Genomic DNA, 19,958 nt, shown 5'->3' on the forward strand with positions numbered 1-19,958 from the left:
GCTTTCCTGGAAAAAAAGAATGAAAAAGGGCGCGCAGGGCGCGTGCCGCATCGATCACTGTATTCGATTTGTTTTAGGCAATAAACAAATCAAAGAATGAAAAACTTTTGACTTTTTTGCAAATATACGGCGCCCGTCGCGCCCGCTTATGCTGGCGGTCGAGGAGGCACCCCCCCATGCACGGATTCGACCCGCAGCAGATTCACCACAGCCCGCACAAGAACAAGATCGTCACCGCCGCCGAGGCGGTGCAGCTGATTCACGACGGCGACACCGTGGCCACCGGCGGCTTTGTCGGCATCGGCTTTGCCGAAGGCGTGGCGGTGGCGCTGGAAGAGCGCTTTGTCGCCTCGCAGCACCCGCGCGACCTCACGCTGGTCTACGCCGCCGGCCAGGGCGACGGCAAGCACCGCGGGCTCAACCACTTCGGCCACGCCGGCCTGCTGAAGCGCGTGGTGGGCGGCCACTGGGGACTGGTGCCCAAGGTGCAGAAGCTGGCCGTGGACAACCTGATCGAAGCCTGGAACCTGCCGCAGGGCGTGATCTGCCACCTGTTCCGCGACATCGCCGCCGGCAAGCCCGGCACGCTGACGCGCGTGGGGCTGGGCACCTTTGTCGATCCCCGCCACGGCGGCGGCAAGCTGAACGCCCGCACCACCGAAGACCTGGTGCAGCTGCTGCCCATCAACGGCGAGGACTTCCTGTTCTACCGCGCGTTCCCGATCCACGTCGGCATCATCCGCGCCACCACGGCCGACCCGGACGGCAACCTGACCATGGAGCGCGAGGCGCTGACGCTGGAGGCGCTGGCCATTGCGATGGCGGCGCGCAACTCGGGCGGCGTCGTCATCGCGCAGGTCGAGCGCCTGGCCGAGCGCGGCAGCCTGCACCCGCGCCAGGTCAAGGTGCCGGGCGTGCTGGTCGATGCCGTGGTGGTGGCCGCCCATCCGTCGCACCATGAGCAGACCTTCGGCGAGCCGTACAACCCCGCCTTTGCGGCCGAAGTGCGCGTGCCCATGGACCGCCTGCCGCCCATGGGCCTGTCGGAGCGCAAGGTCATCGCCCGCCGCGCCGCGCTGGAGCTGCGCCCGCACCAGGTGGTGAACTTAGGGATAGGCATGCCCGAAGGCGTGGCCAACGTCGCCGCCGAAGAAAAGATCATCGACCTGCTGACCCTGACGGCCGAGCCCGGCGTGGTGGGCGGCATGCCGGCCGGCGGGCTGAACTTTGGCGCCGCCGTCAACCCGCAGGCCATCATCGACCAGCCCAACCAGTTCGACTTCTACGACGGCGGTGGCCTGGACATCGCCGTGCTGGGGCTGGCGCAGGCCGACCAGCATGGCAACCTGAACGTCAGCAAGTTCGGCCCGCGCCTGGCCGGTGCGGGCGGCTTCATCAACATCAGCCAGAACGCGCGCACGGTGGTGTTTGTCGGCACCTTCACGGCCGGGCAGCTTGAAGTGCGGCTGGACGGCGGCCGGATGACCATTGCGCGCGAAGGCGGCGCGCGCAAGTTCGTGCGCGAGGTCGAGCACCGGACGTTTTCCGGCGCCGAGGCGGTGCGGCGCGGCCAGCGCGTGCTGTACGTGACCGAGCGCGCCGTGTTCCGCCTGGTGCCGCGCGAAGATGGCGCGGGCGGCGAGCTGGAGCTGTTCGAGATCGCCCCCGGCGTCGACCTGCAGCGCGACGTGCTGGCCCACATGTCGTTCAAGCCGCGCATCGCCGCCGACCTGAAGACCATGGACGAGCGCCTGTTCGTGCCCGAGCCGCTGGGCCTGCGCGGCCAGTTGCTCGAGCGTCCGCTGGCCGAGCGCCTGCACCTGGACCCGGCCGCGCGCGTGCTGCACATCGACTTCTCCGGCTTGCAGGTCAATTCGTCCACCACCATCACCGCCATCGACACCGCAGTGCGCGCGCTGCTGGAGCCGTTTGGCGAACGGGTGGACGTGGTGGTCAACTACGACCACTTCGGCATCGCCCCCGAACTGGTGGACGCCTATGCCGACGTGGTGCACCGCCTGATGGCGCAGCTGTACAAGCGCGTCACGCGCTACGGCACCACGGGTTTCATCAAGTCGCGGCTGAAGGGCGGATCGGGGGACTGATTGCTATGCTAATGGTAGCTGTCTGCGCTTTATGAGCAAGCGCTGGGCGATGTTTTGACTTAAAAAAACGGCGCCGTCGCGGTCGGACCACCTAGAGATTTGGCAGCAGACGCATCCAACACCAGCGCACCACCCTTCCGGCGGTTTCTTTCGCGTCCTTCGCGAAGCCTTCGCGCCCTTCGCGTCCGGTATTCCGTTTCCGGTCTGGCCTATTCCAGCGATTCGCGCACCGCTGGCACCGCCATCCACAGCGCGGCGATCCACAGCGGCGCCGACTGCACCAGCGCCAGGCCCATGCTGCCCCGTGCGGTCTTCCAGGCCCACGCGATGGCCACCAGCAGCAGCACACCGTGCAGCACCAGGGCCCAGCGCCGGCGCTGCATCAGCAGCCAGCCGACCGCGGCCGACCCGAGCCCGCAGCCCGCGTAATACCAGCCGCCGCCGCGCGTGGCCATGATGAGCCCGCCCAGCAGCAGCAGCACGCCCCAGGCCATCAGCACCATGCCCATCAGGCGCGGCGGGCCGTCGGCGCGCGCGCGGGCTTCGTCCTGGCGGGCGATCAGCTCCAGCTGGCGCAGCGCGTCGTCCGACGTCCTCGGCGCCGTCGTGGCAGGTGTCGACGGCATGGCGCGCGCAGGCGGTGCGAGGGGCGCGCGGGGCGCGGCCGGGCGGGCCGCTGCGGCCGCCGGGGGCGGCGCGGGGACAACCGGCTGCCCTTGGGCCGCCGCCGCGCGCATGCGGCCTTCCAACTCGGCGCGGGCGCGTCGGCTGCCGCGCTCGGCCAGCTTCTGCAACTGCGCCAGGCTCAGCGCACGAACGTCCACGCCGGCAGTGCCAGCAGAGGCGGGGGGGCGGTGCGGCGGACATGGATGTAACAAGACGCGACAGAATGGCCATGATCGCACAAGTGCGGGGCGTTGCGGCGCGGCACATGCGCAGGGGTTGGGGCAGTTCGCGGGCGTCGCTTGGCGTGCCGGCCAACAGCGCAGCGGCCTCGCGCCGGCGCGCGCTGCCGATAATTCCCCCATGGACAAGCTCAAGGCGCTGGAGACCTTTGCGTCGGTGGCCACGCGCGGCAGCCTCAGCGCCGCCGCGCGCGCCGAGGGCGTGGCGCCGGCGGTGGTCAGCCGGCGGCTGGACGCGCTGGAAGAACACCTGGGCGTGAAGCTGCTGGTGCGCACCACGCGGCGCATCGCGCTCACGCACGAAGGCACGGCCTTTCTGGACGACTGCCAGCGCGTGCTGGCCGAACTGGCCGCCGCCGAAGCCAGCGTCACCGCCGGCGGGTTGCAGGCCAGCGGGCACCTGCGCATCACGGCGCCCGCGGGCTTTGGGCGCCGGCACGTGGCGCCGCTGCTGCCGGCGTTCCGTGCCGAGCACCCGCGCCTGCGCATTTCGCTCAACCTGTCCGACCGCGTGGTCGACCTGGCGGCCGAAGGCTACGACTGCGCCGTGCGCGTGGGCGACCTGCCCGATTCGTCGCTGGTCAGCATCCGCCTGGCCGACAACCGCCGCCTGTGCGTGGCCGCGCCCGACTACCTGCGCCGCCGCGGCACGCCGCGCCATCCGCGCGACCTGCTGCAGCACGACTGCCTGGTGCTGTCCAGCGACGCCTCGCAGACGAGGGGCTGGGCGTTCCGCGTCCCGCGCAATGCCCAGGGGCCGGACAACGAACGCACCCCTGCCGGCACCGGCACGGACGACAGCGAGCTGATTTACCTGCGCCTCGAAGGCCCGCTGGACTGCTCCGACGGCCAGGTGCTGCACGACTGGTGCCTGGCCGGCGAGGGCCTGGCATGGCGCAGCACGTGGGAGGTAGAACAGCAGATCGCCGATGGCACGCTGGTGCCGGTGCTGGAGGCGTTCGCCGCGCCGCCCAACGGCATCTACGCCGTGCTGCCCCATGCGGTGCGCCACCTGCCACTGCGCGTGCGGCTGTGGGTGGACTACCTGCGCGCGCGCTACGGCGACCCGGCCTTCTGGCGCGGCGCGGCGGCGGGGTAGCATTCGCGCCATGACCGAAGCATGGCTTGCCTTCTTTCACCTCAGCGCGGTGCTGGGCTGGATCGTGTTCGCCTCCGCCCAGGCGGCGCTGTGCCGGCCCGAATGGCTGAACGCCGCCGCGCTGGCGCGCCTGCGCCGCCTCGACACGCTGCTGTGGGTCGCCACCGCCGCCGTGCTCGTCACGGGGCTGCTGCGTATCTACGGCGGCGCCAAGGGCGCGGCCTGGTACTGGGGCAACTGGCTGTTGCACCTGAAGCTGACGCTGTTCATCGTCACCGTCGTCATGATGCCCGGCACCACGCGGCGGCTGTCGCGCTGGGCGGCGCGCCACGCGGCCGACGGCTCGCTGCCCCCTGCGGGCGAAGTCAACGGCGTGCGCCGGCTGGTGATGACCGAAACCCACGTGGTGGCGCTGATCCCGCTGGCGGCGGTGTTTCTGGCGCGCGGCTTTGGCGGGTGACGGGCTGATGCCGGCGGGGCCGGGCGGCAAGCCCATCGTGCTTTGCGCCGACGACTACGCGCAGGACGCTGGCATCAGCGCCGGCATCCGCGCGCTGGCGGCGCAGGGGCGGCTGAGCGCCACCAGCGCCATGGTGCTGTCGCCGCGCTGGCGCGAAGACGCCGCGCCGCTGCGCGAACTGCGCGGCCAAATCGACGTCGGCCTGCACCTGGACTGGACCAGCCCGTTCGCCATCGCCGCCGGCCACGGCCTGCCGCTGGGCGCGGCCATGCGGCGCGCGCTGCTGGGCGGCTTCGACCCCGCCGCGGCGCGCGCCGAGATCGAGCGCCAGCTCGACGCCTTCGAAGCCGCCTGGGGCGCGCCGCCCAACCACGTGGACGGCCACCAGCACGTGCAGCAGTTCGCCGGCATCCGGCAGGCGCTGGTGGGCGCGCTGCAGCAACGCTACGGCGCGCACGCGCTGCGGCCGTGGCTGCGCATCTCGCGTGCGCCGCGCGGCCAGCGCGACCTGAAGGCGCGCGTGATCGCGGCGCTGGGTGCGGATGCTCTTGAAAAGATAGCTGCTGACGCAGGTCTGCCTTGCGCTCCGGGCCTGACAGGCATCTACGGTTTTGACGGCGACACCGCCAGCTACGCGCGCCGCCTGGCGGACTGGCTGGCCGCCGCGCCCGCCGGCACGGTGGTGATGTGCCACCCCGGTCTGGCCGAAGGCGCCGCCGCGGGCGACGACCCCATCGCCGCCGCGCGCCAGCGCGAATGGCACTGCCTGGCGGGCGACGACCTGCCGCGCGCGCTGGCCCAGGCCGGCGCGCAGCTGGCGCGTGGCAGCGCGTTGTACAGTGCGGCGCCCGCCTTGAACCCTTGAACCTGTGCTGCCGATGAGCCGACCCCCCCGATTCCGCACTGCCCCGCTGGCCGCTCGGCCTGCTGGCCTGCTGGGTGCTGCTGGTCTTGCTGGGCGCCGTGCGTCCGCTGGCCCTGCCCGACGAGGGGCGCTATGCCGAAATCAGCCGCTGGATGCTGGTGTCGGGCGACTGGCTGGTGCCGCGCCTGAACGGGCTGCCTTTCTTTCACAAGCCGCCGCTGCTGCACTGGCTGCAGGCCAGCGCCATGGGTGTGCTGGGCGCATACCCGTGGGTGGCGCGGCTGGTGCCGGCCGCGGCGGCGGGCCTGATGCTGGCGGGGCTGTTCGTTGCCACCCGGCGGCTGGTGGGCGAGCCGCTGGCGCGCCGCGCGGCGCTGATGCTGGCGCTCAGCCCCGGCTTTCTGCTGGGCGGGCAGTACATCAACCACGACATGCTGGTGGCGTCGTGGATCGCCAGCGCCATCTGGTGCTTTGCGCTGGCCTTCCTGCTGGCGGCCGACGATGGGCGCCCGCACGCCGGCTGGGCGCGCGCCGGCTTCGCGTGCTGCGCGTTGGGCATGCTGTCCAAGGGGTTGATTGGCGTGGCGCTGCCGGGGCTGGTGCTGTTCGTGTGGCTCAGCCTGGCGCGGCGCTGGCGGCAGGTGCCGCGCCTGCCGTGGCTGAGCGGGCTGGCGCTGTTTGCCGCCATCGCCGTGCCATGGTTCGTGCTGGCGGCGCAGCGCTATCCTGACCTGTGGCGCTACATGTTCGGCGCGCACCAGTTCGGCCGCTACACGGGCGGCGGCTTCAACAACCAGCACCCGTGGTGGTTCTACATCGTGGGGCTGCTGGCGCTGCTGTTCCCATGGCCGATTTTCATGCTGTTTCGGCGCCCGGCGCAGGCGGATGCAGCGCATGACGCTTCCAAAAATATAGCGAAGGACACCTTCCTGCTGGCCTGGGTCTGGCTGCTGGCGATTCTGCTGTTCTTCTCCATCCCGCGTTCCAAGCTGATCGGCTACGTGCTGCCGGTGCTGCCGCCGCTGGCGCTGCTGGCGGCGGCCGGCTGGCAGCGCGCGATGGCCGGCCGGCGCCACGAAGGGCGCTGGTTTGCGGCGCTGGCCGCGCTGCCGCTGCTGGTGGCGCTGGTCATCACGTTCGGCTTCGGGCCGAACCAGCGCCACCGGCTGACCGGTGACCTGGCGCGCGAACTGGCCTGCCGCGCGGCGCCGGGCGAGCCGATCTATCTGGAAGGCAGCGGCAGCTTTCCCTACGACCTGCCCTTCATCGCCGGCCTGACCGCGCCCCTGGTGGTGGCGCAGCACTGGCCGGCCACACGCGATGGCATCGGCGACAGCTGGGAGCGCGAAATGCTGGAGGCGGGTGATTTCGAGCCGGCGCGCGCCGCCCAGCTGATGCGCGCGCCCGATGCGCTGGTCGAGGCTGCCGCGCAGCCGCGGCGCTGGCTGGTGGCGCAGTCGCGCGTGAAGGATCAGGCCGGCGCGCTCATCGACTTCACCCCGCCGCCCGGCTGGCGCCGCGTGGTCGACGGCGACCGCTGGGACCTGTGGCAGTCAGCGCCGGAAGGCCCAGAAGCGGCTCAGCACGAACGTCTGCCCGGCTGCCACGACCAGCGCGGTAATCAGCGCCGGCCATGACGGCCAGCTGAAGACCCGCAGCAGCAGCACGAACACGGCTTCGTTGACGGCAAAGCCCAGTAGCGCCGTGGCGGCAAAGCGCCGCAGGCTCGTCCACAGGCCGGTACCGGCGTCCTGAAAGCTCAGGAAACGGTGGCCGAAAAAGCTGACGAAGAACGCCACCGCAAAGCCGGCGGCGTTGGCCAGCTCGGGCCACAGGGCGGACTGGAGCAGGCCGAACACCGCCGCGTGCGTGAGCGCCGCCGCCACGCCCACCACGCCGAACCACAAGCCGGTGCGTGCCGCGCTCATGCGTGCGGGTCTGCGGGCAGGCCCTGCCCGGTGCGCCGCGCCACCAGGTAGAGCGGGCGGCGCTTGACCTCGTCGTAGATGCGCGCCACGTATTCCGACAGCAGGCCGACGGCCATCAACTGCACGCCGGCCAGAAACATCATGCCCACCACGATGGTGGCGTAGCCCGGCACGGCGATGCCCAGCACGAAGTATTCGCCCACCACCCACAGGCCATAGCCCAGCGCCGCCAGCGCCAGCAGCACGCCGACCAGCCCCATCAGCCGCAGCGGCGCGGCCGAAAACGCCAGCAGGCCGGTGGTGCCCAGGCGGAAGGCGCCGCGCAGCCCGTAGTGGCTGTGGCCCGCCTGGCGCGGCAGCGGCTCGTAGTCCAGCGCCAGGCTGCGAAAACCAACCCAGGCGTACAGCCCCTTCATGAAGCGGTGCTGCTCGGGCAGCTCGCGCAGCGCGCGCACCACGCGCGCGTCCATCAGCCGGAAGTCGCCCGCGTCGGCTGGCACCTTGACGCGCGCGCCCCAGTTGACCAAGCCGTAGAACGCGCCGGCCAGCTTGCGGTGCAGGGCGGTCTGGTCGTCGCGCGTGCGACGCACGGCGTACACCACTTCGGCGCCCTGCTGCCACGCCTGCAGCATGCGCGGCAGCAGCGCCACCGGGTGCTGGCCGTCCGAATCCATGATGAACACGACATCCCCCTGCGCGTGGTCCAGCCCGGCAGACAGCGCGGCTTCCTTGCCGAAGTTGCGCGACAGCTGCAGCAGCACCAGCTGCGGGTGCTGCTGCTGAAGCGCAGTGACGACGGCCACCGTGTCGTCGCGGCTGCCGTCGTCCACCACGATCAGCTCGACGGCGGGTGACAGCGCCTGCAGCGCGGCCAGCACCTCGGGCACCACGCGCGGCAGGCTGGCGGCCTCGTTGTAGGCCGGCATGATGCAGGAAAGCCGTGGCGGGCGGGGGTCGGTCGCGTTCACGGTGCGTATCATGCCGCCATTCGGCGGGCGCGCCGTGGCCGCCCCCGTAGAATTCGCCGATGCAATCCGTGAAGAATGAGTTGCTTGGCGCCCTGGCGACCGAGCTGGACCGAATCTCGCCCGGCGCCGGCGACAAGGCCGCCTTCGAATCGCCCAAGCAGGCGGCGCACGGCGATCTGGCCGTCACCGCCGCCATGCAGCTGGCCAAGCCGCTCAAGACCAACCCGCGCGCGCTGGGTGAACAGCTGAAGGCCGCGCTGGAGGCCACGCCCGCCTTCCAGCGCTGGGCCGACGCCATCGAACTGGCCGGCCCCGGCTTTCTCAACATCCGCCTGAAGCCCGCCGCCAAGCAGCAGACGGTGTGTGAAGTGCTCTCAAAAAAAGAGCTGTATGGGCAGTCTGGACAAGCGCCAGGCCGTGTTTTGGTTGAATTCGTCAGCGCCAACCCAACCGGCCCGCTGCACGTCGGCCACGGCCGCCAGGCGGCGCTGGGCGACGCCATCTGCAACCTGTTCGCCACGCAAGGCTGGCAGGTGCACCGCGAGTTCTATTACAACGACGCCGGGGTGCAGATCGAGACGCTGGCCAACTCGGTGCAATTGCGCGCCAAGGGCCTGAAGCCGGGCGACGCCGGCTGGCCCGAGGCGGCGTACAACGGCGACTACATCGCTGACATCGCGGCAGACTTTCTGGCGAAGAAGACCGTGCAGGCCGACGACCGCCGCTTCACCGCCAGCGGTGACGTCAATGACCTGGACGGCATTCGCCAGTTTGCCGTCGCCTACCTGCGCCACGAGCAGGACAAGGACCTGCACGCCTTTCGCCTGGCCTTTGACGAGTACTACCTGGAATCGAGCCTGTACACCTCGGGCCGCGTCGAGGCGGCGGTGCAGAAGCTCGTCGCCAGCGGCCACACCTACGAGCAGGACGGCGCGCTGTGGCTGCGCAGCACCGACTACGGCGACGACAAGGACCGCGTCATGCGCAAGTCCGAGGGCGGCTACACCTACTTCGTGCCCGACGTCGCCTACCACATCACCAAGTGGGAGCGCGGCTACCCCAAGGTCGTCAACATCCAGGGCACCGACCACCACGGCACCATCGCCCGTGTGCGCGCCGGGCTGCAGGCGGCGGGTGTCGGCATTCCGGCCGGCTACCCCGACTACGTGCTGCACACCATGGTGCGCGTGGTCAAAGGCGGCGAAGAGGTCAAGATCAGCAAGCGCGCCGGCAGCTACGTCACGCTGCGCGACCTGATCGAATGGACCAGCGCGGATGCGGTGCGCTTCTTCTGCTCAGCCGCAAGCCCGACACCGAATACACCTTCGACGTCGACCTGGCGGTGCAGAAGAACAACGACAACCCGGTGTATTACGTGCAGTACGCCCACGCGCGCATCTGCTCGGTGCTGGATGCCTGGGGCGGCGACTTGGGCACGCTGGCCGATGCCGATCTGGCGCCGCTCGACACCCCCGCCGCGCAGGCGCTGATGCTTCAACTGGCCAAATACCCCGAAATGCTGACCGCCGCCGCGCAGGACTTTGCCCCGCACGACGTCACCTTCTACCTGCGCGAGCTGGCCGCCAGCTACCACAGCTACTACGACGCCGAGCGCATCCTGGTCGATGACGACACGGTGAAAAAAGCCCGCCTCGCCTTGGTCGCCGCCACCGCGCAGGTATTGCACAATGGCCTGTCGGTGCTGGGCGTGTCGGCCCCCGCCCGGATGTAACGCGTTATCCCACCATGATTTTTCATTTCCGTCCGCACCGCATGCATGCAGTGAAAGTGAACCGAGTGGCCGCGGAGCAGGCCATGCCAGCGACCGCCGTGGCCGGGCTTGCACCGGCCACTGTCGGTGCCTCCTCTCTGGGGGGAAGGCGCGCAGCAACTCAAGGGGGGAGGCACTTTCCTCGGCGTCATCCTGGGCGTGGTCTTCGGCCTGGCCGTGGCGCTGGGCGTGGCCATCTACGTCGCCAAGGTGCCGGTGCCGTTCGTCAACAAGAACACGTCGCGCACCAGCGGCCAGGACGCGGCCGAAGCCGAGAAGAACCGCGACTGGGACCCCAACGCGCCGCTGCGCAACCGCAATGCGGCCAAGCCCAGCGGCGGCGGCACCGTCAGCAGCGGCACCGTGGCGCCCGCGCCCGAGCCGGCGCCCATTCCGGCGCCGGCCGAAGTGGCGCGCCCCGCGCCCGCCGTGGTCAAGCCGGCAGAGGTCAAGCCCGCCGAGGTGAAATCGGCTGAAACGAAGCCGGCCGAAAGCAAGCCGGCCGAAACGAAGCCGCCGCGCACGGCGGAAAGCAAGCCTGCCACGCGCGCCGCCGACAAGGCGTCCGAGCCGCCCCCCGTGGCCACGCGCCCGCCCCGCCCCACCTCGAACGACCCGCTGGGTGACCTGGCGGCCGCCCGTTCCGGCAACGCGCCCGCCGCGCAGACGGCCGAAGCGTTCACTTACTTCGTGCAGGCCGGCGCGTTCCGCACGTCCGAAGACGCCGACGCGCAGCGCGCCCGCCTGCAGCTGATGGGCGTCGAGGCCCGCGTGACCGAGCGCGAACAGTCCGGCCGCACCGTCTACCGCGTGCGCGTCGGGCCGTTCCAGAACAAGGACGCCGCCGACCGGGTGAAAGACCGCCTGGATGGCAATGGCTTTGACTCGGCGCTGGTGCGGGTGCAGAGGTGATCCCCCAAAAGCTAATCCCCCTGTGGCGCCTGCGGCGCCTTCCCCCCGGTGGGGGACAACGCTGGCGGCCGGGGCAAGCCCGCTCCGCGGCGTTCTCGAATGGCCTGCTCCGCGGCCCGTTTTCAGGGCTTGCTGCGCAGCCCTGGGGTGAGAAGTTGACAAATTCTTCACACGGTGGCGCCGTGGTGAGCGGAACTCGCCGGCAGCGCAGCCACTCTGATGCCTGTTGAAAGAAACGGAATCCTGATCCCATGAAACGTCGTGAATTTGCCCTGGGGGCCACCGCCTTTGCCCTGCCCGGCCTGCTGGCCCTGCCTGCCCATGCCCAGTCCGGTCCGGGCTACGTCACGCTGAAGGAGCGCGCGCCGGTGGAGTCGCCCGCGGGGCAGATCGAGGTGATCGAGTTCTTTTCGTACGGCTGCTCGCACTGCAAGAACTTCGAGCCGATGTTCAGCGCCTGGAAGAAGGCGGCGCCGAAGGACGTGAACGTGCGCCTGGTGCACGTGGGCTTCCAGACCAGCTTCGAGCCGCTGCAGCGCATCTACTACGCGCTGGAGACCATGGGTCCGGCCGCGCTGGAAAAAGTGCACGGCAAGGTGTTCGACGCCCTGCAGACCGAGCGCAAGCGCGTCGACAAGCCCGAGGTGCTGTTCCCCTGGATCGCCGAGCAGGGCGTGGACCGCGCCAAGTTCGAGGAAGCCTACAAGTCCTTCGGCGTGGCCAGCAAGCTGCGCCGCGCGGTGCAGTTGCAGGAGGCCTACAAGGTCGAAGGCACGCCGGCGCTGGGCATTGCGGGCAAGTACTACACCGACGGCTCCATGGCCGGCGGATTCGAGCGCATGATCCAGATCGCCAACAACCTGATCGCACAGGAGCGCAAGCGCTGATCGCGGCGCCGCGCGTGCCCCCCAAAGCCCGCCCTGGCGGGCTTTTTTCATGCGCACGCCGCGGGCCGGCCGGTCGAACCGCCCTACAATGAAACGCATCGATCAAGCAAAAAGCGTGCCTTTGATGAAGCACCCGTTTTTTACCTCTGTAGCTGCGCTGGCGTGGGCGATGGCCTTGGCCCTGGGCGCGACGTCGGCCTGGGCCGAGCGCGCCGACCGCGACAAGCCCATGAACATCGAGTCCGATGCCCTGCGCTATGAGGATCAGAAGCAGCTATCCACCTTCACCGGCCGCGTGGTGGTGACCAAGGGCACCATCGTGATGCGCGGCGCCCGGCTGGAAGTGCGGCAGGACGCCAACGGCAACCAGTTCGGCACCATGTTCGCCGAGCCCGGCAAGCGCGCCTTCTTCCGCCAGAAGCGCGAAGGCGTCGACGAATTCATCGAAGGCGAAGGCGAAACCATCGAATACGACGGCAAGGCCGACACGGTGCGCTTTCTGCGCCGCGCCGAAATGCGCCGGCTGGCCGGCGCCACGCTGCAGGACCAGGTGCTGGGCAGCGTGATCGTCTACAACAACACCACCGAGGTCTACACCGTCGACGGCGCGCCGCGCGCCGATGGTGCGCCTTCGGCCGCGCCGGGCGGCCGCGTGCGCGCCACGCTGGCACCGCGCAACCCCAGCGGTGCCGCGCCCGCCGCGCCGCCGTCGGCGCCCGCTGCCGTGCCGCTGCGCCCGGCCGACCGGCTGCCAGCAGGGGCAGGCGGGTGAAGGTGGCGGTCGCGGAAATGCCGGCGGTCGATGCGGGCCAGAGCCGGCTGGCAGTGCGCGGCCTGCGCAAGAACTACGGCGCGCGCCGCGTGGTGCACGACGTGTCGCTCGACGTCGCCAACGGCGAGGTGGTGGGCCTGCTGGGCCCCAACGGCGCCGGCAAGACCACGTCGTTCTACATGATCGTCGGCCTGGTGCGCGCCGACGCGGGCAGCATCACCATTGATGGCCGGTCGATCGAGCACATGCCGATCCACCAGCGCTCGCGCCTGGGCCTGTCGTATCTGCCGCAGGAAGCGTCGATCTTCCGCAAGCTCACCGTGGCCGAGAACGTGCGTGCCGTGCTCGAATTGCAGGTCGGCCCCGATGGCCGCGCGCTGCCGCGCGCCGAGATCGAGCGCCGCCTGACCGAGCTGCTGGAGCAGCTGCACGTGAATTCGCTGCGCGATTCGCCCGCGCCGGCGCTGTCGGGCGGCGAGCGCCGGCGCGTCGAAATCGCGCGCGCGCTGGCCACGCAGCCGCGCTTCATCCTGCTGGACGAGCCATTCGCGGGCATCGACCCCATCGCCGTGATCGAGATCCAGCGCATCATCGCCTTCCTGAAGGACCGCGGCATCGGCGTGCTGATCACCGACCACAACGTGCGCGAGACGCTGGGCATCTGCGACCACGCGGTCATCATCAGCGAAGGCCGCGTGCTGGCGACCGGCACACCAGCCGACATCGTCGACAACCCCGAGGTGCGGCGCGTCTACCTGGGCGAGCATTTCAGGTTGTGACAGCTCACGCCCCTGAGTCGCTGGCGCGCCTGCCCGCCGCTGCTGCGCGAGGGGGCACAAGGCCGATGCCCGCTGCAAGGACCGCATGAAGCCCGGCCTGTCGCTGCGCGTTTCGCAGCATCTGGCGCTGACGCCGCAACTGCAGCAGTCGATCCGCCTGCTGCAGCTGTCCACGCTGGAACTCGCCAGCGAAGTCGAGCAGATGCTGGACGACAACCCGTTTCTCGAGCGCGAGGACGACGCCGCGCCGCGCGAGGAATTCGGGCTGGCCCGTGCCGACACGCGCGTCAGCGAAGGCGACCGCATCCATGAAGCGGCGTCCACCACAGACGACCCCAGCGCCGCCGGCGACGCCCCCGTCGACAGCCTGTTGCCCGACAGCTGGGACGGCGACGGCAGCGTCGAGGTCACGCCCGACGACAGCGAATGGGGCGGCGATGCCCCGGCGCGCGCCCGCGGGGCGGACGGCGACGACGAACTGGACCCGGGCGAGCGCGGCGGCCCGCACGAGTCGCTGACCGAGCACCTGCACCGCCAGGCGCTGGCATTGCGGCTGTCGCCCGAAGACCGGGCGGCGCTGCACTTTCTCATCGAGTCGCTGAACGACGACGGTTATCTGGAAGACTCGCTCGCCCAGCTGGCCGCCACGCTGACCGACGAGGGCGACGACCTGGAGGAGCTGGAAGAACTGGTGCACCGCTTCAGCCTGGCGCTGAAGCTGCTGCAATCGCTGGAGCCGCCCGGCGTGGGCGCGCGCCACCTGGCCGAATGCCTGACGCTGCAATTGAAAAGCCGCCAGGCCGAGCGCGACGTGCCGGCCAGCGAGCAGGCGGTGATCGCCAGCGCGCTGAAGGTGTGCGCCCAGCCCGGTGTGCTCGACCTGCTGGCGCGGCGCGACGCGAAAAAGCTGGCGCAGCTGACGGGCGACGCCGAAGACGCGGTGCGCGCCGCCATGGCGCTGATCGCGCGGCTCGACCCCAAGCCCGGCCGGCCCTTTGCCGACGTCGAGCGCAACGCCATCGTGCCCGACGTCATCGTCACCGCCAGCGGCGCGGGCGGCGTGCAGCGCTTTCGCGTACAGCTCAACCCTGACGTGATGCCGCGCCTGCGCGTGCACGACCTCTACGCCAGCGCGCTGCGCGGCGGCAAGGGCGGCGAAGGCCACCAGGCGCTGGCCAGCCGGCTGCAGGAAGCGCGCTGGTTCATCAAGAACATCCAGCAGCGCTTCGACACTATCCTGCGCGTGGCCACGGCCATCGTCGAGCGGCAGCGCAACTTCTTCGTGCATGGCGAGGTGGCGATGCGCCCTATGGTGCAGCGCGAACTGGCCGATGAACTGGGCGTGCACGAATCGACCATCTCGCGCGTGACCACCGCCAAGTACATGGCCACGCCGCGCGGCACGTTCGAGCTGAAGTATTTCTTCGGCTCCGCCCTGGCCACCGAAGCCGGCGGCAACGCCAGCAGCACGGCGGTGCGCGCGCTCATCAGGCAACTGATCGCCGCCGAAAATGCCAGCCAGCCGCTGTCCGACAGCAAGATCGCGGACATGCTGAAGGAGCAAGGCATCGACTGCGCGCGCCGCACCGTAGCCAAGTACCGCGAGGCGCTGCGCATTCCGGTGGCGAGCTTGAGGAGGACGGCCCCCCCCCTGAGTCGCCTGCGGCGCCTTCCCCCCAGGGGGACGCCGCTGGTCGCCGGGGGGGGACCCCGGCTTGGGCGGCCCGCGCATGGCCTGCTCCGCGGCCATTTGACATGGCCGCGCGGGGGCGTGTGATCGAGGCTGGCGCATGGGGCATCATTGGCGCTTGCTGGATTCCCACACCTCCATGACATTGCTGACCCTGTTTCTTCCCTGCGCCGGTGGCGTCGAGGGTTTTCTTGCTGATGAGGTGCACGGCCTGAGCGGCCTGGTGGGCCAGGACTTGCTGACGGTGCGCGGCGGTGTGCGCGTGCGGGGTGACTGGGCGTTGATGCAGCGCTTGAACCTGCACAGCCGCCTGGCGCAGCGCGTGCTGATCGAGCTGGCCCATGCGCCGTACCGCGACGAGCAGGACCTGTATGCGCTGGCAGCGGGCGCGGCGTGGGAGGACTGGTTTGCGCCGCAACAGACCTTCCGCGTCGACCTGACGGCGCAGGCGAGTCCGCTCAAGAGCCTCAACTTTGCCACCCTGCGCGTGAAGGACGCGGTAGCCGACCGGTTTCGCGCCCACGCGGGCGGCGTGCGCCCCAGCATCGACACGCACGCGCCGCAGGTGCGCGTCGTCGCGCACCTGGACGCCACGCACGCCACGCTGTACATCGACACCAGCGGCGAGCCGCTGTTCAAGCGCGGCTGGCGGCAGGACAAGGGCGACGCGCCGCTGAAGGAGACGCTGGCCGCCGCCATGCTGGCCGCCAGCGGCTGGTGGCTGCCGGCCGAGCGGCGCGTGGTCGACTCGCCGCTGTACGACCCCTGCTGCGGCAGCGGCACCATCGTCATCGAGGCGGCGCAACTGCGCCTGGGCCTGCCGGCTGGCGGGCAGCGGCGCTTCGGGTTCGAGCGCCTGCGTCCGTTCGACGCGGCGCAGTGGAATGCTATAAAAAAAGAAGCTGCTCACGCTGATCAGGCAAGCGCTGGAGGCGCTTTGGGCTTGAAGGATGGCGCCATTCACGTGTTCGGCAGCGACGTCGCCCACCGCATGGTCGACTTTGCACAGCGCAACGCCGAGCGCGCCGGTGTCGCCCACGCGGTGCAATTGCGCGGCGGCGACGCGCTGCAGCGCATGCCACCCACCGCGCAGCCCGGCGTGCTGCTGATGAACCCGCCGTATGGCGAGCGCATCGCCGCCGCCGGCGTGGCGGGGCAGAAGGGGCACGGGCGCGAAGCCTTTCAGAGCGGCACGTTGGCCCACCAGCGCGGCGCCGACGGCGCGGCCCGCACGGCGGCCGAAGTCAATGCGGGCGATGAGTTCTTCACGCGCCTGGCCGCGCACTGGAAGAGCCACTACGCCGGCTGGACGGCCTGGTTGCTGACGCCCGACCTGAAGCTGCCCGGCCGCCTGCGGCTGAAGGAATCGCGCCGCGTGCCGCTGTGGAACGGCCCCATCGAATGCCGCCTGTTCCGCTTCGACCTCAGCGCGCGCGGCCCGGCGCCGCAGCGGAGCGACCCGTGACCGCGGCGGCGGCCCGCCCCCACGGCTGGCCGACGGCGGACGCCGCCGCCCCTGCGGCCGCGGCCTGCGTGGTGATCGACACCAACCTGGCGCTGGACTTGCTGGTCTTCGACGACCCCGGCGTGGACGCGCTGCGCGCCGCGTTGCAGGCGCAGGCGCTGCGCTGGCTGGCCACCGAGGCCATGCGCGCTGAGCTGGCGCGGGTGCTGGCGTACCCGTTGATCGCGCGGCGGCTGGCGCGCGATCAGCGCCGTGCCGACGCCGTGCTGGCCGCCTACGATGCCGCCGTCTGCACGGTGCCGGCGGTGCCCGTGCCGCAGTGTCCGTGCTGCGACGACCCTGACGACCAGCACTTCATCGAGCTGGCCGTGGCGCACCGCGCGCAGCTGCTCAGCAAGGACCGCGCGATCCTGAGCCTGTCGCGCCGCCTGCTGGCGCATCAGGTGACAGTGGCATCCCATTGGGCGCCAGCGCTTGCCAGTTAATCGCGAGACGCTATCAAATTCATATCATTCAACCAGGAGGCCGACCTATGAGCACGCCATTCAAGCTCACCTACTCGACCATGTTCAATCCGCCGGCCGAGCTGCATGCGCGCTTTGATACGGCACTGGACGACTTCAAGGCGCACGGCCTGGGGCGCGAACACCCGCAGTGGATCGGCGGCCAGGTGGCTGAGGGCGGCGAGCGCTTCGAGGTGCGTTCGCCCATCGACCAGGATTGGATGGTCGGGCGCTTCGTGCAGGGCTCGCCGGCCGACGTGGACCGCGCGGTGCAGGCGGCGCGCGCGGCGTACCCGGCCTGGGCCGCCACGCCGTGGCGCGAGCGCGTGGGGCTGTTGCGGCGCGCGGCGCGGCTGATCGAGGAGCGCGTGTACGCCATCAGCGCCGCGGTGGCGGTGGAAGTGGGCAAGAACCGCATGGAAGCGATTGGCGAAGTGCAGGAAACCGCCGACCTGATCGACTGGTACTGCGACCAGATGGAATCGCACGACGGCTTCGACCGTCCGCTGGCCGATGACCCGCTGCCCCACTTTGCCAGCCACAACCGCACCGTGCTGCGGCCGTACGGTGTGTGGGCGGTGATCGCGCCGTTCAACTTTCCGTTTGCGCTGGCGGGCGGCCCGCTGGGGCCGGCGCTGATCGCCGGCAACACGGCGGTGTTCAAGTGCTCGCCCGAGACCTCGCTGTCGGGCTGGCTGCTGCTGGAGTGCCTGCGCGACGCCGGCCTGCCGCCGGGCGTGATCAACTTCGTCACCGGGGGCGATGACACCGGCCGTGCGCTGGCGCAGCACCCGGCGGTGGCGGGCATCACTTTCACCGGATCGCACGCGGTGGGCATGCAGGTGCTGCGGCAGGCCATGCAAGGGCCTTACCCGAAGCCCTGCATCACCGAGATGGGCGGCAAGAACGCCACCATCGTCAGCCGACATGGCGATGTGGAGCGTGCGGCGCTGGGCATCCTGCGCTCGGCCTTTGGCTTGTCGGGGCAGAAGTGCTCGGCCTGCTCGCGCGTGTACGTCGAGCGCCCGGCGGCGCCCGCGCTGCGTGAGCGGCTGGTGCAGCTCACGCGCGACATCGCGGTGGGCGACCCGACGCAGCAGGCCCACTGGATGGGCCCCGTGATCGACCGCCGTGCCTACGAGCGCTATGCGCGCCTGGCCGGGCACCTGCGCAGCGTTGGCCAGATCGACACCGGCGGCGAATGGCTGACCGGCGGCGATCTGGCGCGCGGCTTCTTCGTCGCGCCGACGGTGGCGCGCGCCCCGCTTCAGGATGCGGCGTGGGTGGACGAGCACTTCCTGCCCGTGGTGCTGGTGGGCGAGGTCGACTCGGTCGACGAAGGCATCGACCGCGCCAACGCCAGCGACTACGGCCTGACGGCGGGCTTCTACGGCACGGCCGACGAGGTGGCGCGTTTCCACGCGCGCATCGAAGCCGGCGTCACCTATGCCAACCGCCCGCAGGGTGCCACCACGGGCGCGTGGCCGGGCTACCAGCCCTTTGGCGGCTGGAAGGGCAGCGGCTCGACCGGCAAGGCCATCGGATCGTTCTACTACCTGCAGCAATACCTGCGCGAGCAGTCGCGCACGGTGGTCGAATAAGCGACTGAAGATTCAAAAATCATAGCTACTGACGCTTGACAGGCAAGCGCCAGAGCGGCATTGGAGGCTAAAAAAACAGAAACGCGGGCCATGGCCCGCGTGTTCTGGGTGCGCGGCGTCGCGCGCTCAGAGCGACTTCTTGAACAGATGCCCGATCTCGCCCACGATGCCGCGGCGGAACAACAGCACGCAGACCACGAAGATCACGCCCTGCACCACCGTCACCCAGGCGCCCAGCTCGGCCAGGTAGTTCTGCATGGTCACCATGACGGCAGCGCCCAGCACCGGGCCGAAGATCGTGCCCAGGCCGCCCACCAGCGTCATCAGCACCACCTCGCCCGACATGCTCCAGTGCACGTCGGTCAGCGAGGCCAGCTGGAACACCAGCGACTTGGTCGAGCCCGCCAGGCCCGACAGCGCGGCCGACAGCACGAAGGCGCGGTGCTTGAACTTGTCGGCGTCGTAGCCCAGCGAAATGGTGCGCGGCTCGTTCTCGCGGATCGCCTTCAGCACCTGGCCATAGGGCGAGTGGATGATGCGGTAGATCAGCAGGAAGCCGCCCAGGAAGATGGCCAGCACGAAGGCGTACATGACGTTGGTGTTCGACAGGTCGATCAGGCCGAACAGCTTGCCGCGCGGAACCGCCTGGATGCCGTCCTCACCGCCGGTGAACGGCGCCTGCAGCGCGAAGAAGAACACCATCTGCGCCAGCGCCAGCGTGATCATGGTGAGGTAAATGCCCTGGCGGCGAATCGCCAGCTTGCCCACCACCCAGCCCAGCGCGGCCGCGCACAGCGTGCCCGCGGCAATCGACAGCTCGGGCGTCAGCCCCCACACCTTGGCGGCGTGCGCGGTCACGTATCCGGCGCTGCCCAGGAACATGGCATGGCCGAACGACAGCAAGCCGCCAAAGCCCAGCAGCAGGTTGAAGGCGCAGGCGAACAGTGCGAAGCACATCACCTTCATCATGAACACCGGGTACACGCCGACCAGCGGCGCGACCATGAACAGGATCGCCATCACGATGAAGGCGTTGCGGTGCGTGCGCGCTACGTCTCCGCCCGCAGAGCGCGCCACTGTAGAAGATGAGTTGGAGAGGGCCGATTCAGTCATTTCAATTGCTTGCCGCGTGGCGTGCTTCGATAGGCCGCGGAGCAGGCCATGCGGGAACGCCGTGGAGCGGGCTTGGCCCGGCCACTGGCGTTGTCCCCCTGGGGGGGAAGGCGCCGCAGGCGACTCAGGGGGGAT

Annotated in this window: 17 protein-coding genes and 1 pseudogene; 14 read left to right on the plus strand and 4 right to left on the minus strand. The window is 70.2% G+C overall.

Going from position 1 to position 19,958, the window contains the following annotated elements:
• The first annotated feature begins 176 nt into the window (after nt 1-176).
• A complete protein-coding gene (locus R0D99_RS01530) occupies nt 177-2,105 on the plus strand; it encodes an acyl CoA:acetate/3-ketoacid CoA transferase (RefSeq protein WP_317749667.1) in 1,929 nt (642 codons plus the stop codon).
• 209 nt (nt 2,106-2,314) lie between these two features.
• Here the strand turns inward: R0D99_RS01530 and R0D99_RS01535 are convergent, their stop codons facing one another.
• Entirely contained in the window at nt 2,315-2,929 is a 615-nt protein-coding gene (locus R0D99_RS01535) for a hypothetical protein (RefSeq protein ID WP_317749668.1), read from the minus strand.
• A 202-nt stretch (nt 2,930-3,131) separates the two neighbouring features.
• On the opposite strand from R0D99_RS01535, the gene R0D99_RS01540 reads away from it, so the two are divergent.
• The 4 genes from R0D99_RS01540 (at nt 3,132) to R0D99_RS01555 (ending at nt 7,071) form a co-directional block, all read left to right on the plus strand.
• A complete protein-coding gene (locus R0D99_RS01540) occupies nt 3,132-4,109 on the plus strand; it encodes a LysR family transcriptional regulator (RefSeq protein ID WP_317749669.1) in 978 nt (325 codons plus the stop codon).
• 10 nt (nt 4,110-4,119) lie between these two features.
• The gene (locus R0D99_RS01545) at nt 4,120-4,569 is read left to right on the plus strand and encodes a DUF2214 family protein (RefSeq protein WP_317749670.1); all 450 of its coding nucleotides are present in this window, start codon (nt 4,120-4,122) and stop codon (nt 4,567-4,569) included.
• Between the two features lie 7 nt (nt 4,570-4,576).
• Nucleotides 4,577-5,434: a ChbG/HpnK family deacetylase gene (locus tag R0D99_RS01550; protein ID WP_317749671.1), complete on the plus strand. Its 858-nt coding sequence runs from the start codon at nt 4,577-4,579 to the stop codon at nt 5,432-5,434.
• A 74-nt stretch (nt 5,435-5,508) separates the two neighbouring features.
• Complete coding sequence (locus tag R0D99_RS01555) at nt 5,509-7,071, plus strand: glycosyltransferase family 39 protein (protein WP_317749672.1); 1,563 nt, start codon at nt 5,509-5,511, stop codon at nt 7,069-7,071.
• Here R0D99_RS01555 and R0D99_RS01560 read toward each other — a convergent pair.
• A complete protein-coding gene (locus R0D99_RS01560) occupies nt 6,988-7,362 on the minus strand; it encodes a GtrA family protein (protein ID WP_317749673.1) in 375 nt (124 codons plus the stop codon). The two genes, R0D99_RS01555 and R0D99_RS01560, sit on opposite strands and share 84 nt — an antisense overlap.
• Nucleotides 7,359-8,288, minus strand: a complete 930-nt coding sequence (locus tag R0D99_RS01565) for a glycosyltransferase family 2 protein (RefSeq protein WP_317749674.1) — start codon at nt 8,286-8,288, stop codon at nt 7,359-7,361. The genes R0D99_RS01560 and R0D99_RS01565 overlap by 4 nt, the downstream gene beginning before the upstream one ends.
• A gap of 101 nt (nt 8,289-8,389) precedes the next feature.
• Between R0D99_RS01565 and argS the strand changes: the two are divergent.
• The 9 genes and pseudogenes from argS to R0D99_RS01610 all read left to right on the plus strand — a co-directional run bounded on the left by argS (nt 8,390) and on the right by R0D99_RS01610 (nt 18,710).
• Nucleotides 8,390-10,062 (plus strand): annotated as a pseudogene (argS, locus tag R0D99_RS01570) (arginine--tRNA ligase).
• Between the two features lie 126 nt (nt 10,063-10,188).
• Entirely contained in the window at nt 10,189-11,013 is an 825-nt protein-coding gene (locus R0D99_RS01575) for an SPOR domain-containing protein (RefSeq protein WP_317749675.1), read from the plus strand.
• 251 nt (nt 11,014-11,264) lie between these two features.
• Nucleotides 11,265-11,900: a thiol:disulfide interchange protein DsbA/DsbL gene (locus R0D99_RS01580; RefSeq protein WP_317749676.1), complete on the plus strand. Its 636-nt coding sequence runs from the start codon at nt 11,265-11,267 to the stop codon at nt 11,898-11,900.
• A 124-nt stretch (nt 11,901-12,024) separates the two neighbouring features.
• Nucleotides 12,025-12,672 (plus strand): lipopolysaccharide transport periplasmic protein LptA, encoded by a 648-nt coding sequence (gene lptA, locus R0D99_RS01585; RefSeq protein WP_317749677.1) that lies wholly within the window; start codon nt 12,025-12,027, stop codon nt 12,670-12,672.
• Between the two features lie 17 nt (nt 12,673-12,689).
• Nucleotides 12,690-13,451: an LPS export ABC transporter ATP-binding protein gene (lptB, locus tag R0D99_RS01590; RefSeq protein WP_317751174.1), complete on the plus strand. Its 762-nt coding sequence runs from the start codon at nt 12,690-12,692 to the stop codon at nt 13,449-13,451.
• 85 nt (nt 13,452-13,536) lie between these two features.
• Nucleotides 13,537-15,228 carry an RNA polymerase factor sigma-54 gene (gene rpoN / locus R0D99_RS01595; RefSeq protein ID WP_317749678.1) on the plus strand — a complete coding sequence of 564 codons (1,692 nt, stop codon included), beginning with the start codon at nt 13,537-13,539 and terminating at the stop codon, nt 15,226-15,228.
• 52 nt (nt 15,229-15,280) lie between these two features.
• Nucleotides 15,281-16,606, plus strand: a complete 1,326-nt coding sequence (locus R0D99_RS01600; protein WP_317749679.1) for a THUMP domain-containing class I SAM-dependent RNA methyltransferase — start codon at nt 15,281-15,283, stop codon at nt 16,604-16,606.
• Nucleotides 16,603-17,091 (plus strand): putative toxin-antitoxin system toxin component, PIN family, encoded by a 489-nt coding sequence (locus tag R0D99_RS01605; protein WP_317749680.1) that lies wholly within the window; start codon nt 16,603-16,605, stop codon nt 17,089-17,091. The genes R0D99_RS01600 and R0D99_RS01605 overlap by 4 nt, the downstream gene beginning before the upstream one ends.
• Before the next feature lie 47 nt (nt 17,092-17,138).
• Complete coding sequence (locus R0D99_RS01610; protein WP_317749681.1) at nt 17,139-18,710, plus strand: aldehyde dehydrogenase family protein; 1,572 nt, start codon at nt 17,139-17,141, stop codon at nt 18,708-18,710.
• Nucleotides 18,711-18,836: 126 nt separating this feature from the next.
• Here R0D99_RS01610 and R0D99_RS01615 read toward each other — a convergent pair whose 3' ends face one another.
• A complete protein-coding gene (locus R0D99_RS01615; RefSeq protein WP_416365955.1) occupies nt 18,837-19,823 on the minus strand; it encodes a branched-chain amino acid ABC transporter permease in 987 nt (328 codons plus the stop codon).
• Nucleotides 19,824-19,958: the final 135 nt, after the last annotated feature.

Source organism: Ottowia sp. SB7-C50 (assembly GCF_033110285.1).
Classification (GTDB): domain Bacteria; phylum Pseudomonadota; class Gammaproteobacteria; order Burkholderiales; family Burkholderiaceae_C; genus Ottowia.

Coding starts and splice junctions, on each gene's coding strand:
- R0D99_RS01530 (WP_317749667.1), top strand. CDS start 177: ATGCACGGATTCGACCCGCAGCAGATTCACCACAGCCCGCACAAGAAC.
- R0D99_RS01540 (WP_317749669.1), top strand. CDS start 3,132: ATGGACAAGCTCAAGGCGCTGGAGACCTTTGCGTCGGTGGCCACGCGC.
- R0D99_RS01545 (WP_317749670.1), top strand. CDS start 4,120: ATGACCGAAGCATGGCTTGCCTTCTTTCACCTCAGCGCGGTGCTGGGC.
- R0D99_RS01550 (WP_317749671.1), top strand. CDS start 4,577: ATGCCGGCGGGGCCGGGCGGCAAGCCCATCGTGCTTTGCGCCGACGAC.
- R0D99_RS01560 (WP_317749673.1), bottom strand. CDS start 7,362: ATGAGCGCGGCACGCACCGGCTTGTGGTTCGGCGTGGTGGGCGTGGCG.
- R0D99_RS01565 (WP_317749674.1), bottom strand. CDS start 8,288: ATGCCGGCCTACAACGAGGCCGCCAGCCTGCCGCGCGTGGTGCCCGAG.
- R0D99_RS01580 (WP_317749676.1), top strand. CDS start 11,265: ATGAAACGTCGTGAATTTGCCCTGGGGGCCACCGCCTTTGCCCTGCCC.
- lptA (WP_317749677.1), top strand. CDS start 12,025: ATGAAGCACCCGTTTTTTACCTCTGTAGCTGCGCTGGCGTGGGCGATG.
- lptB (WP_317751174.1), top strand. CDS start 12,690: ATGCCGGCGGTCGATGCGGGCCAGAGCCGGCTGGCAGTGCGCGGCCTG.
- rpoN (WP_317749678.1), top strand. CDS start 13,537: ATGAAGCCCGGCCTGTCGCTGCGCGTTTCGCAGCATCTGGCGCTGACG.
- R0D99_RS01600 (WP_317749679.1), top strand. CDS start 15,281: ATGACATTGCTGACCCTGTTTCTTCCCTGCGCCGGTGGCGTCGAGGGT.
- R0D99_RS01610 (WP_317749681.1), top strand. CDS start 17,139: ATGAGCACGCCATTCAAGCTCACCTACTCGACCATGTTCAATCCGCCG.
- R0D99_RS01615 (WP_416365955.1), bottom strand. CDS start 19,823: ATGACTGAATCGGCCCTCTCCAACTCATCTTCTACAGTGGCGCGCTCT.